Source organism: Lyngbya aestuarii BL J (assembly GCF_000478195.2).
In the GTDB taxonomy this organism is placed as follows: domain Bacteria; phylum Cyanobacteriota; class Cyanobacteriia; order Cyanobacteriales; family Microcoleaceae; genus Capilliphycus; species Capilliphycus aestuarii.
Genome location: NZ_AUZM01000011.1, coordinates 77,536 through 90,390 on the forward strand (window position 1 = coordinate 77,536; position 12,855 = coordinate 90,390).

The following is a 12,855-nucleotide window of genomic DNA, read 5'->3' on the forward strand; positions in this document are numbered from 1 at the left end:
CCTTAGTAACTAAATTGACTCCTGGGATTCATTTCCTAATGTAACCCCTTCATATAGAAGTTTGATCGGACACTCAAACTCAATGCTTTCTAATGCGATCGCCTCTCCTTCATAGGACGCATAATAAAGCCACATTTTCCCCTCTCCTCGACGATAAACCTCAACAGATATAGATTCTGAATCGACTAAAACATATTCTTGTAAAGTGGTAATCTGACGATAATACTTGAATTTGTCACCGCGATCGTAAGAAGCTGTACTGGGAGAAAGAACTTCAATAATAACTTTAGGATGTTGAATAAAATTACGAGATTTTAAATCATCAGGATGACAAGTAACCACTAAATCAGGATAAAAATAACGACTTTTTTCACTAGCCTGAACTTTCACATCCGATACATTGACTCGACAACCTCTCTGACGTAGATAAGCTCTGAGTGCTGTATAGAAATTAAGGGCAATATCATTATGAGGAATACTCCCCCCTGTCATCGCCAAAATTTCGCCGTCAATGTATTCATGGCGAAGTTCTTGCTTGGCTTCCCATTCTAAGTATTCTTCTGGGGTCATTTTTTGAGGATATTGGGGTTCAGCAATCATAACTTTTCCTCATTTTTGTTACTTTCTATTTTAACAGATTCTAAATGTACCAACCGACTTAAATAAATTCTCGCCATTCCACTCTCATCATAATCAATATAATGACGAACTTTTAATCGTAAAGGACGATAATCTTTATCTTGAAAAGTAATATCCGTTAAAGGAACAGCGTGTTTTAGTCCTTGAGAACCATCTGAAACTAAAGTAAAACCATTTTTTTCTCTTTCTCGTTGAGTTCCCCAGAGAATTTGTTTTTCACAAATATAGTCTTCTTTTGACAAACGATCGTCTTTAATTAAACGTGCTTTCCAAGTTTTATCTACTTTCCAAAGCATCACCTCAGTTTTGTCACCAAAGGCGCGACATTGTTGGAGAGTTTGCGATCGCAAAACAGGCAAGTTATGTTTAGGAAATAACTCTTCTGAATTAGGAAATAACTCTTTAGACGGATTCGCTGTGATTAAATTCCCATCTTGGTCAAACTTGCCCCAAATTACACCATCATCGGCATGAGCTAATAAATATTTCAACTCTTGCTCTTTGGCTTTATATTGCAGCCAAGAGTATAAAGTTTGAGGATCTACAATTATTTCAGTATCTTTAAGCAATTGGCAATCAGGCTTGATCATTTTTGGTAGTCTCCTGTTGAGCATATTCGACTAATCGGTTAACATAATTTTCTAAGTCTTGGCGATCGCTACCTGTAATCTCCAAATAGTTTTCCTTTAAGTCAGGTTGAGAAATTGTCCATGACTTTCCCTCTTTTAACCAAACCAAGGTTGCTTCTTTTCCTTGTAACCTTCCTCTTCCAACGCTACTAGAACCACCAACAGGTAAATCTTCTGTCCATAAGTCTTTCAGTAAAAGCAACAGCAAACCGATTTCGTGTTGGTCAGGGTTTCGTAGTTCTATTTCTAATTTTAGCTCTGTTTCATCATTTGCAAAAACAGGCTGTTCTTGAAATAAAGCACCGTGATATGCACCTCCTGTAAAGCGATCAATAGCGATGCGAGTTTGTACTAATTCCTCATATTCTTCGATTTCGGCTTCACGAACAATTAAACGACTGGCTTGCGATCGCTTATTTTCAACATGACCAAAAATAGATTTAATAATTTCTGGTTCTTGATCACATTCTGGATTTTGATTAAATGAACACTGAAGCGTTTTTACAATCCGTTCAGCACGATGACGCAAGACTCCTGCTAGACTTGTACCAGAGAGAATAGGTAATTTGCTTCTTGAAGGTTGCAATAAGAAATAAGCAAGCAAAAATAGTTCTAAGTTTTCAGAAGTCCATACAGTTATTTCTTGGGGTAATAAATTCAACCATGCAATTGCTTGACTAAACATCTGTTGACGCAAACAAGATGCTAAAAAGTATTTGACTTCATTTATTATTCGAGCAGATTTCAAATGCACAACATCAGGTGCGCGTCCCGTTTCTGCTTGACCTGAACGAATGAGTAAAGGACTGGCGAGGGTAAATGTGGCGTTGATGGTGAAGCGATCGCGCTGATCTTCTCTCTCTAATTCATCGAAATCTACTTTATTAATATTAGCTTGAGTAAATGCGTCTTTAATTGATGAATAACTAGGAAGTTCAGAAAATAAAGCTGTGTGCCAATGCTCAAACTTTAACCAAGCCATGCGATCGCCTGGATCTTCCAGATTAAAATGCCAAACTTGCCACTCTTTAACATGACAGCGACCAAAACCCCGACGTTTTTTCATACCAAGGCTAATTTCACCTTGTTCGAGGCCAGAGAGTGCGATCGCTAATCCTTTGCGTAACTCCCTTTCATTACTGTCTTTCTCAATCAACAGTTCAAAACACAAAGGAAACTCTGTTCCCCCTTGCAGTAACTCTAAATCATACTTAGCTTTATCAACAGCAGTACGAGTAATGCTATTGATTTTCACTCCATCTCTGAGTTCGGATTGAATGGGTTTAGCGCTGATAGCATCGTCAATAATTAGAGAACTTTGCGTATCATTTTCTCTCAATCTTATTTTGTGTTTTTCAGATAGGCTTTTTTCATCTTCATAAGCAAATAAATCTCCAAACAATTTTGCTGCTATATCGATTCTGCGATCGCTTTTTCCATATCCCTTATTCCGTTCTCGTAAGTAGTTGCGTAAAGCACCCGCAATTGATGAACCTGTTAATAAAGCCTTATTCCTTTCTAGATTATCCCCTGACAATGGCATATCAGTAGGACTATCTGTATCTCCTGTACCTAAGCAAGTTGGTGTATCTAAAACTAGAGTTCCGCGTACAATCACACGCCGAATAATATGACGATGATCTGGTCTATAAGGTAGTTTAAGCATTGTTTTTCTCCTTCATCATTTTTTTAGTAATCCCTAAAATTAGGCGTAATGTGTATTCTCTGTATAAGCTGGAATCTAACACAGCAGGTGGTTGATTAGCAATTTTAATAGCTGGTTCTTCATCTTCATTAGTAAAATAATTGGCTTGAAATTTCTTCCGCCAAGCTAATTGAATCCACTGATTTGAAGGGTTTAGCCATTCTCGAACTTGCTTATCAAATGGATCACCATTGTTCATTTGAATTTTGCTCAACTGTTCTTTACCTGCTTTGGACATTTGACTAGATTCTCGATCTTTACCTATAAAACTATTAAGAACATGGGGTTGATCATTTGGTAAACCTGCTTGCATTTGATTTAAAGCATTTTTAGTAATAATCATTAACCGTGAGAGTTGGTTGTTTTGAACCAAATTAAACTGCTTTTTATCAGGTGAATGTTCGCTGACTTGCTCGATTAATAATTCATCTAATTTTTCTCGTAATATTTTTTGTGCAATATCTTGAGCAATTTGTTTTTCTTGATCGTTGAGGGGTTGTGTATCAATATTTGGTTTGATAACTTGTTGTTCAGCATTAATTTCACTATTTTCTGGTAGCCAGTTTAAAACTACTCTACCAAAACCATCAACTCGCCTTTCCCCTATTCCTTGAGTTTCTAAATCTCTCACAGCTTGAGGATCAAGTGAATTTTCAGGACATTTAAAAATAAAAACGCTACCTGCTGCGATCGCTTGAACTTGTGGCAACGGTAAACCCCATTTACGGTTAAATCCACCCACTATTGTACTACTTGCGTAGGTATCAATTAGCTTGAGTTCAGTTTTTAGAAGTTTTGAAATTAAATCAACCAATCTTTCGGGTTCAGTTGTAATTTGACCCCATTCATCTCGAAGGATTGTATCGCTAAGGAGAGTAACCGTTAAATTGTTTTTACGCTCACTTCTATCTTGCCAGTTAATTCCTATTTCATTCCAAATCTCTGTTGACTTTATTTCATTGGGAGAAATATCTGTTGACTTTATTTCATTGGGAGAAATAGTTGTATGACCATAACCTGCACTCTGAGAACCACCAAGCCAAACATTAATTCGGTCTGTCTTTTCACTATTTTGTATTTCTTTTTCTGGTTCGAGTAAATTTTTAATTATTTCAGCATCTTCGTCGCGATCGCAAAATATCACTGCTTCAAAAGTTTGACCAGAGTCAATTGCTTCATAACGAAACACTTCTCCCGTAGCTTCAGTTCCTCTGCCTTTTTGACGATCGCGCTGGTTATGAATATTAATCCATCGCTTAATTTCATAAAGAGAAAGCTGAGAACACTCGTCAATCCAACAGAATGGCTTTTCTAATCGTTTTGGTGATTCGGGTCGATCTTCTATATCTGTTTGGCTAGAATCAAAAACAGTTTTTAAATCTTCATCTCCTTTTTCCTTGTATAAACATAAAGGAGTTGGCAAAGTTCTATGTTGTTTTTCTGAATCGAATAAATAAGCATTTAGGTAACGAGTGCTGTCTTCAAAAAATAGCCTTCTAATTGTTAGATCTAAAATATCTAATTCTTGAACTTTTTTCTGACGAAAATAGCGACCAATTATCATTCCTCGAATCATACTACCGGGAATATAGGGATAAGACACATCACTATTCGGATCGCCTTGTAAGGAAGTCGCTAAAATAGGTTGTTCAGTCTGTAATAAAAAGCGAATAACTTGCATTAATTTTCTCCTAAACAATTAAGATATTCAGCACTAATATTTTTCTCTTGACAGTACAAGCTACATTGCACATGACCCCGCCCTCGATTGCGATCGCTTCCAATGCGTCTAAGGGCTAAAACTCCTGCACCTAATAGCCCTAACATTTCCCCTGTGGGATCGATATCAAAATATAAGGGGGATTTGTAACTGGGTTGAGCATTCGGGCGATCGCGGATGATCGCACGCGCATTTCGCAAGCTATGGGGATTAGGTGCACCCGTTTCTGAATTAATTGCCGTTTGTTGACGAATTCCAGTTAGAGAATTGAGAATATCGAAAGGAGTGGGAAAGCCATTTTCTTGTTGTTGTGCGATCGCATTTCTTAAACCTAAAGGAAGACAAGCATCACCAACGTGCATTTGAGCCATTTTTTCTTGAGTGCTTCCTGCTTGCCCAAACAGTTGATATCTAACCTCAATCCATTTTTGTTGTTGGGATTCTGGTAAGAGCAAAATTAGATTATCACACTCCTCACTCAGCAGTCCTTTGAGAGTGCGTCCTCGCAAATAAGGGAAACCATAGCGATCGTGTTCGATTTCAGCATCAATTAATCCTGCAACGCCATCTCCTCGCCCAAAAGTTGTATCACTCAATAATTTAATCTTGATTGAGTACATTATCTCCTCCTAATAGGATATAAAATTTCATGGTTTCAATAGCATCAAAGTAATAACATTTACTATTTAACCAACCTTGTTGTTTTAATCTTGACTCTGCTCTTGGAAATTCTGGTAATTCATCTCCACAAGCAATTAAAAATTGCTCGGTTGCTTTATCTCCTTCCCTCAATACTTGACGCAAGTTTATTACTTTATTTTGCTTATCTTTCCAAGCTTCCCCTTCCTTAAATTCTTGAATTACTTTTGCCAAATCTTCCCACATAATCTGATAAGCTGCATATTCATGCGATCGCATTGGACGTGCTGTTAACTTTCCCCCCTGATATTCTCGCTCTCGAACTTTACTAATTGTTCCTAGTACACCACTGGCTGCAATATGCCAGTCTATAGCTGAAAACATTGGTTTTTCATCTGAATAGTCTTCAGTTTCTTTTCGTAAAAACTTTTTAGCGTTACCACATAAAGCTTCACATAATTCGTAAGCTCTAGCAAATGGATAATGAGTTTTGACAATTGCAATTCCCGCACAAGCTGTTACCTTTCCTTTCTCATCTGGTAGATTTTTCGTATTCTTTTCAAATCGCTTTAAAAACTCAACTGCTAAGGAAATTCCAAGGCGACCATCACAAACAAACGTAATATCATCCCCACCATAAACAATGGGTCGAAATGGAAAATAGTTTTCTTTAATACTGACAAATTTTTGTTCAATTGCATTCTTGAGAACTACACCAATTTCCTCTATAGTTTGCTTTCCGGCTCTATCTACAGACCAAGATAGATTTCGCATAGCCATAATATAGTTTTCATTTTTTTCTGAAATTGAATAACCTTGATTACAAGAATTTGTGGCATATTCTTCAAACCGTTGACCCATTTTATTTCCATCAGCATGAACAATCGCTACATAACTACTTTCTCCTTCTGAACGTCCCATATCGTCAACATCACGAGCCACTTGATAAGTATCTTTTATAGACAGTAAATTTTCCAGTTCTTCATTGGCTTTTTCCGCAGCTTTAAGTTTTGCCACAATTTCCCTAGAAGCTAGATATCCTTCTCCCTTTCGTATTCCATACTTGCCATCAGTATTTTCTACCGCAACTAACCCTGTTGAATTACAAGTGGCTGTTACCCCTAAACCTAATAACGGAACTGATGCAATAGGTTTTCTTTTTTTCGCATCTAATTTATCCTTAATTAATTTGTCGTTAATAATGTTGCTTAGTAATTGAGTTTCCCAGTTAAAGTCTTGATGGGCAATGACAACATTGAGTCCTGGTGCATCTTCAAGTATTTCTTGGGTCAGATTCCTCGTAAATTCTTTTACTTTTTCTTCATTTCTAAACAAAATAACTGTATTTCCACCTCCAGCATAAACTAATTCAGCAACCAAACTAGAGTCTTTATGGATTTTTGGTTCTAATTCATTTCGATCTTTGTTAGGGATATGAACATGACCTATTGTTTTGAGGCGATCCTCAACCCATTGAGTAGTTGCTAACTTAACTAAATGAGAAGCACCGATATTTTCTCTTAATCGGTTACTTCCAAAAATGTACTTCTGAATACCCGTTGTATCAATGACAGTTGCCGTATAATGACTCATTATTTTTCTACCTCTTTAATCCAAGTTTGAAGTTTTTGTCCGAGTTCAGGTAAATCTTGACTCCCAAATACTTTAACTTTTTCATCTTTAATTTTAGCTAAAAAATCATTGCGAATTTTTGAGGGGTTATTAGAGCAACAAACTAATGCAACTCGTGCTTCATCTCCTCCCATCTGCTTCGCTCTGCGGTAAGCTTCAAATAGTTTTAACTTACAAAGTCCTGGGGTATCATCTGTTGTACAAGAAAGTGCAAACAGTTGATAACCTCGTAAGAAAGCCACATCAAACTCAAATTCAGCAATGTTAGCTTTTGGTGGAAAATTAAATGACATTCCAAATTCATCAATTATACTTTCGTCTTCTTGTTGGATTTGTTTGATTGTTTGTAAAACAAAATCTTCTAACCATATTCCCTCAAGCCATTTACAGATTTCTTCTGGGTATTTTGCATTGTCACTAGGCTTAGGTATTGTTTGTTGATCTATTAACAAGTTAATAGATAATTTGTTGATATCTTCCGTTATACCGTAATTAATTAAGATATTTTTGATTTCTTCAGGTAGCTCTTTAATATCCAAAAACATAGATTTTAGTTCATTCTTCTTTTTCCAATTGCTCAAGTGAACTATCTTTACTTCTTTGTCATTACCATCTTTGATCGTAGCTATTTCAGTCTGAACTTTTCCCTGAACTTGCAAGACTTTGCGACACCAAGATTTCCATGCTTTTAAATTTTCTGTCTTAATTAAAACACTGACAAGTTCAGGATACACAACTTCGGTTTTGGGGTCTTTACTTAAGGATAATCCGTGTAGCTGAAAAAGCTGCTTCAGAGAAATACTGGCTTTATTTTTGACAGAAACAGGAGGGATAGGATTGTCGAACATCATTTGCATAGTTCGAGAATCTAAATAGCTAAAAACAACAGGCTCTAAGTCCTTGAGTTCTAAAAATGCCCGATAAGAATGAACAGCCATTGCTTTAGTTCCACCTGTATAATTCAATCCTAACCGCAATTTTGGTTCTGGCTGTTTGCTTTCTTCTTCTCGAATTTCTGTGATTTTATTGTGAATACGCTGCCGAATTTCATGGGCATTAGATTCATAATTTTCTAATGCCACAGTTAATTTTTGTCTTTGTTCTTCAGGAACCTCTAACACTTCCTGTAAGCGTTCTACTGCTTTTTGAGTATGTGTTGTGTAAACGAAGTAAGGCTTACCACCTTGTCTCAATAATGTCTTTGCTGCTACATAATTCGGTAAAGGGTTCTCCCCAATCAACAAAAACAGATGATCCACTTGATGATATTCCCAATCTAACGGATTTGTACTGGTCATAACGTCCTCCCAATATAGGTTAACAGGTTAATACAATTCAGACTGGCTCAAATCTAACGCTTTTCCCTATACTCTGAAATTCATAAAAGCCTAACTCTAGTAATCTTATTGCAGACAAGCTGATTTAAAGCTTTTGTTCACAAAATTTTACTCAATAAAATGGTTTGAATAAAACAATTTTTGTTGATTTATTTTTAATTTTATTTACAGATTTTTTACGTTTATTTGAATGAAATTTATCTGTTGAATGACAGTATGCCTCACTTTTTAAGAAAATGTGGAAAAGGTATTTCTAGGATGATTTAATATAGAGATAAAATTAACAAAAAAAGATGTGCTAGAAACAAACTTGATGTCAGTTCCTAGCACAACTATAAAGGGTTGAAATTGTGTTTAATTTAAAGCGTTTTATACATAGGGAATCGGATCAGTTAATCCCAGTTCTTTAAAAGCCGCTAACCGTAGTTTACAGGAGTCACAAACACCACAGGCTTTTTCTTCTCCGGCGTAGCATGACCACGTTTTTTCCCAGGGAACTCTTAAACGATTTCCCAGTTGAATAATTTCTGTTTTTTTGAGATGAATCAGGGGAGAATTAATAGTAATCGGGTTTCCTTCTCTGCCTTGTTTAGTTCCCAGTCGAAACACGTCTTGCATGGCGGCGATATAGTCGGGGCGACAATCGGGATAACCCGAATAATCCAACGCATTCACCCCAATATAAACTCGACTGGCGTTAACGGTTTCGGCGTAACCTAATGCAAAGCTTAAAAAGATGGTGTTGCGGGCGGGAACGTAAGTAATCGGAATATTTTCACTCATTTGGTTTAATGAGCGATCATGGGGTAAATTGATTTTGCGATCAGTTAACGCTGATCCGCCCCATAAACTCAGGTCAAATTTTACCACTTGATGTTCGACGACACCTGCACTTTGAGCAATTTGTTGGGCAGAAGCGAGTTCTCGTTGATGTCGTTGCTGATAGTCGAAGGAAATGGCGTAACATTCATAGCCCTCAGCTTTGGCTTGATAGAGAACGGTTGAAGAATCTAATCCACCCGATAGTAATATAACGGCTTTCACGGTTTTGAGTTCTTACTGCTATTTTCACTTTGATGACCGTGATTTTAACAAAAATTAATCAAATTGACGGAAGACAAGAGTATTAAATTTTAACGAATCTACTTTACAGATTGCAGTACAAATCGAAAGATTACTTCATGTTTGTTTGCTGCAATGTTCGTTAAAATAGAAAGCAAGACACAATGATTCAGTGTTCAGGTATTATCTTATGACTACATTTTCTAAAGTCGAATACAATCCTTCTCGTTGGTTAACGGTTATTTTAATCACGCTGGCACTCTGGATGGGCGGGAGTATGGTTTTAGACTTCGTGATTATGCCCAGTATGTATATGACGGGGATGATGAATCAATCGGAGTTTGCCTCTGCGGGTTCGATGATTTTTTCTGCTTTTAATCGCGTGGAAGTGGTTTGTGCAGCAGTGGGATTAACTGGCTTGATGGCGTTAGGAATTACGTTACCAGAAGGCTTTAGTAATCGCATTCGTACCTTAAGTATTTTGGCGGTGGGTTTATTCGCGATCGCTTTAACTTACACTTACGGTTTAACACCTCAAATGACGGCGTTAGGCTTAAATCTCAATCTGTTTAATCCTGTTGTTGAAGTTCCGACTGGGATGAATCAACTCCACTTCAGTTATTTTAGTTTAGAACTGATTAAACTCACCCTTGTTGGTATCGTTTTAGGCTGGTGTGTTCGTACAACTCGTCGCGAAGCCGTTCATTAATAATTGTTCAGTATTCTGTTCTATTTTTGAACAAATCAAAGAGATTAACTCATTGCAGATATCTCAGATAAAGGAGGGGGAAAGATGAAAAAATTATTCCCCCTTTTTGACTAATTTTTGAACGAAGAAGGCTAATCTAATTCTTCGCTTTCTTCAGAACTCGGCCAGAATAATAGTCGCGCCCCCATCACAGCAAATCCCACCGCCGCAGAGATTTTAATCCAGTGAGTGGGTAAGACTTCTGCTATTCCTTCTCCGACTAACACTCCAATCAAACTTGCTAACACCAAGGCTAGCGCGGTTCCGAAGAAAATTGCCCGAGGTGACTTACTGGTACCACTCAAAGCGATCGCCGCGACTTGACTTTTATCTCCCAACTCGGAGAGAAACACAGCGATAAAACTCAATCCCAACAGTTGTAAATCCATCTTTCAAGTTTAGAATTTTAGGTTTAAAATTGCGATTTGGCGCGATCTGGTCTTCTTCAAAACAATTCAGTTTACTCAAAAGTTTACCCGATTTGACGCTAGAAACCTCAACGCGCGGCTTGCGGTTCGCTCAAAAACCAAGCGCGTAACACCTCCGCGACTGTCCAAGCTTGAGCGGGACAACCACAGGGACGCATGGGTGCATTTCCTTCAAAAATCTCACTCATATTTCCCACTCCCGCAGCAAATAAATGATCAGCAAGGGGTTGCAAAAATTCACGAGCCTGATCAGAATTTTTATAGACTCGCAGATGAGCTAACACAAATGGCCCCATCAGCCATCCCCAAACCGTTCCTTGATGATAAGCACCATCTCGTTGTAGTTGATTTCCGGTGTAGGTGCCTTGATACTCGGGATCATCAGGAGCCAAACTACGGAGTCCATACGAGGTTAACAGTTCTTGGGCGCAGATTTCAACGACTTGACGTTGACGCCTGGAATTTAACAGACAAGCATAGGAGTTTTCTCCTAAAGGGGGCAGAGAAACGGCTAAAATTTGATTGGGACGCAAACTGGCATCATTGCCGTTGGGAGTATCGAGAACATCGTAACAATATTCAGCCGCTTCATTCCAAAACCGAGCAAAGCCTTTGGCGGTTTGTTGAGCGAGTTGTTGGTATTCGTCGGAGGGTTTACCTAGTTTTTGAGCAAAACGGATCATCATCTGAAGCGCATGATACCAGAGTACATTTACTTCGATCGGTTTTCCCATCCGGGGAGTGACGACCCAATCTCCGACTTTTGCATCCATCCACGTCAGTTGAGTTCCGGGTTCTCCGGCGTAGATTAAACCATCTTCCGGATCAAGTTTGATATTATAACGAGTTCCTTGTTTATACCAATCGATAATATCAGCCAAAATGGGAAAAAGTTCCTCGATTAAGCCTTCATCGTTACTCGCATCAACGTAAGCCCGAATTGCTTCAAAATACCAGAGCGTGGCATCCACCGTATTATAATCGGGAGTGTCGCCCCGATCCGGAAACCGATTGGGGAGCATTCCTTGATCGACGTATTGAGCAAAGGTTCGCAAAATAGAGCGAGCAACATCTAAGCGTCCAGTATACAAGGTTAAACCGGGAAGGCTAATCATGGTATCTCGTCCCCAATCTCCAAACCAGGGATATCCCGCAATAATTGTTTTTCCTTCCGGTTCATCGGGAGTGGGACGATCTACAATGAATTGATCGGCGGCGAGAACTAATTGACGCACCCAGGCGGGGGTTTGTTCGGTAACGGGTGAATTTTGAATCAGTTTTTGTTCGTAGTTGTGGCGAGATAAGAGTGCTATTTGACCATTGAGTTGGGGGTGGGGTTCGGTTGTGGCGACAAAGGTAATTGATTGTCCGGCTTCGAGGGTGGTGTAATAGGTGGCACCGTGTAAGTGATCTTCGGTATCATCTAAACCTCGTTCCCGTTCAACGGCCAGATCAAAGCCATAATACCAGGGATGAGTCGCCAGAGAGGTGGCAACTTTTGCCCCATCGGTGAGTAAATACAAGGGAGTGGCTAATTGAAACGCTTTGATACAAATTCCATGTTCAATGGTATCGACTTGAATCGGCCATTGATTGGCGTGGGTATTATGGTGGTAGTCTCGATGGTTGACTAAAGCTCTGAGGGTCAGCGTCATCGGTTGAGTGGCACGACGCAACGTATACTGAATGTAGGTTGTATTTTCTCCCTGTTGCATCCAGACCCGTTTTTCGAGTAAAGCGTCTGCACAGGCAAATTTCCACGTTGGTATTGTCCCATCCAAATAAAATTGTTCTAGATGTTTAAAGCCTTCGGGATCAATTTTGCCGTCTGACCAACGATTCATGTAAATTGGAAATACCCGATTGTCATAACTTACCGTCTCATCTAGCTTTGCTAAGAGTAAAGTCCGACCCAAGGGGGGATGGAGAGCTGCTAATAGTAATCCGTGATATCGACGGGTTAATACCCCGGCTATTGTGCCTGAAGCGTAACCCCCTATTCCGTTGGTCACTAGCCATTCTCGCGATTCAGCAGATGCTAGATCACAACAGATTTCTCGCCCAAATGTAATAATCATGCTTGATCTCCTAACTTGCACTCAGTTTATCTATCTGGTAATTGTCAATTTCCTGAGGGTAAAGATTCATGAATAACGACTGAGTGTTTATTGTAAATCCCACCTTCGGCTTCAAAGAGATTCTATTTTTTATTTTAAGAGTTGTCGGAGAAGCAATTGTTTTTTGAGGCTAAATTTCATTCCACAGGTTAAAAAACTTAATATCAAACTAATAAAATTAAATTTTTAATGTTTTATC

11 protein-coding genes are annotated in these 12,855 nt (G+C 38.6%); 1 reads left to right on the plus strand and 10 read right to left on the minus strand.

The window, feature by feature from the left end; translation table 11 throughout:
* Nucleotides 1–9: 9 nt before the first annotated feature.
* The 8 genes from M595_RS07090 to queC form a co-directional block, all read right to left on the minus strand.
* Complete coding sequence (locus M595_RS07090) at nucleotides 10–600, minus strand: Uma2 family endonuclease (protein ID WP_023065469.1); 591 nt, start codon at nucleotides 598–600, stop codon at nucleotides 10–12.
* Nucleotides 597–1,229 (minus strand): type III-D CRISPR-associated protein Csx19, encoded by a 633-nt coding sequence (gene csx19 / locus M595_RS07095; protein ID WP_040483717.1) that lies wholly within the window; start codon nucleotides 1,227–1,229, stop codon nucleotides 597–599. The genes M595_RS07090 and csx19 overlap by 4 nt, the downstream gene beginning before the upstream one ends.
* On the minus strand, nucleotides 1,216–2,934 hold the full coding sequence (locus M595_RS32180) for an RAMP superfamily CRISPR-associated protein (protein WP_040483718.1): 1,719 nt from the start codon (nucleotides 2,932–2,934) through the stop codon (nucleotides 1,216–1,218). The genes csx19 and M595_RS32180 overlap by 14 nt, the downstream gene beginning before the upstream one ends.
* On the minus strand, nucleotides 2,927–4,654 hold the full coding sequence (locus tag M595_RS07105) for a type III-B CRISPR module-associated Cmr3 family protein (protein WP_023065391.1): 1,728 nt from the start codon (nucleotides 4,652–4,654) through the stop codon (nucleotides 2,927–2,929). Before M595_RS07105 ends, M595_RS32180 begins: the two co-directional genes overlap by 8 nt.
* Complete coding sequence (locus tag M595_RS07110; protein ID WP_040483719.1) at nucleotides 4,654–5,313, minus strand: RAMP superfamily CRISPR-associated protein; 660 nt, start codon at nucleotides 5,311–5,313, stop codon at nucleotides 4,654–4,656. Before M595_RS07110 ends, M595_RS07105 begins: the two co-directional genes overlap by 1 nt.
* Nucleotides 5,294–6,925, minus strand: a complete 1,632-nt coding sequence (locus tag M595_RS07115; protein ID WP_023065393.1) for a Cas10/Cmr2 second palm domain-containing protein — start codon at nucleotides 6,923–6,925, stop codon at nucleotides 5,294–5,296. The genes M595_RS07110 and M595_RS07115 overlap by 20 nt, the downstream gene beginning before the upstream one ends.
* Nucleotides 6,925–8,262 (minus strand): Card1-like endonuclease domain-containing protein, encoded by a 1,338-nt coding sequence (locus tag M595_RS07120; protein ID WP_023065422.1) that lies wholly within the window; start codon nucleotides 8,260–8,262, stop codon nucleotides 6,925–6,927. The genes M595_RS07115 and M595_RS07120 overlap by 1 nt, the downstream gene beginning before the upstream one ends.
* Before the next feature lie 408 nt (nucleotides 8,263–8,670).
* Nucleotides 8,671–9,345, minus strand: coding sequence for a 7-cyano-7-deazaguanine synthase QueC (gene queC / locus M595_RS07125; protein WP_023065419.1), 675 nt, complete (start codon nucleotides 9,343–9,345; stop codon nucleotides 8,671–8,673).
* Between the two features lie 208 nt (nucleotides 9,346–9,553).
* On the opposite strand from queC, the gene M595_RS07130 reads away from it, so the two are divergent.
* Nucleotides 9,554–10,072, plus strand: a complete 519-nt coding sequence (locus M595_RS07130) for a DUF4149 domain-containing protein (protein ID WP_023065384.1) — start codon at nucleotides 9,554–9,556, stop codon at nucleotides 10,070–10,072.
* 131 nt (nucleotides 10,073–10,203) lie between these two features.
* On the opposite strand, the gene M595_RS07135 is transcribed toward M595_RS07130, so the two are convergent.
* Nucleotides 10,204–10,500: a TMEM165/GDT1 family protein gene (locus tag M595_RS07135; RefSeq protein ID WP_023065380.1), complete on the minus strand. Its 297-nt coding sequence runs from the start codon at nucleotides 10,498–10,500 to the stop codon at nucleotides 10,204–10,206.
* 107 nt (nucleotides 10,501–10,607) lie between these two features.
* The gene (locus tag M595_RS07140; protein ID WP_023065471.1) at nucleotides 10,608–12,617 is read right to left on the minus strand and encodes an amylo-alpha-1,6-glucosidase; all 2,010 of its coding nucleotides are present in this window, start codon (nucleotides 12,615–12,617) and stop codon (nucleotides 10,608–10,610) included.
* Nucleotides 12,618–12,855: the final 238 nt, after the last annotated feature.

Coding starts and splice junctions, on each gene's coding strand:
- M595_RS07090 (WP_023065469.1), bottom strand. CDS start 600: ATGATTGCTGAACCCCAATATCCTCAAAAAATGACCCCAGAAGAATAC.
- M595_RS07130 (WP_023065384.1), top strand. CDS start 9,554: ATGACTACATTTTCTAAAGTCGAATACAATCCTTCTCGTTGGTTAACG.
- M595_RS07140 (WP_023065471.1), bottom strand. CDS start 12,617: ATGATTATTACATTTGGGCGAGAAATCTGTTGTGATCTAGCATCTGCT.
- M595_RS07110 (WP_040483719.1), bottom strand. CDS start 5,313: ATGTACTCAATCAAGATTAAATTATTGAGTGATACAACTTTTGGGCGA.
- M595_RS07135 (WP_023065380.1), bottom strand. CDS start 10,500: ATGGATTTACAACTGTTGGGATTGAGTTTTATCGCTGTGTTTCTCTCC.
- M595_RS32180 (WP_040483718.1), bottom strand. CDS start 2,934: ATGCTTAAACTACCTTATAGACCAGATCATCGTCATATTATTCGGCGT.
- csx19 (WP_040483717.1), bottom strand. CDS start 1,229: ATGATCAAGCCTGATTGCCAATTGCTTAAAGATACTGAAATAATTGTA.
- M595_RS07120 (WP_023065422.1), bottom strand. CDS start 8,262: ATGACCAGTACAAATCCGTTAGATTGGGAATATCATCAAGTGGATCAT.
- M595_RS07115 (WP_023065393.1), bottom strand. CDS start 6,925: ATGAGTCATTATACGGCAACTGTCATTGATACAACGGGTATTCAGAAG.
- M595_RS07105 (WP_023065391.1), bottom strand. CDS start 4,654: ATGCAAGTTATTCGCTTTTTATTACAGACTGAACAACCTATTTTAGCG.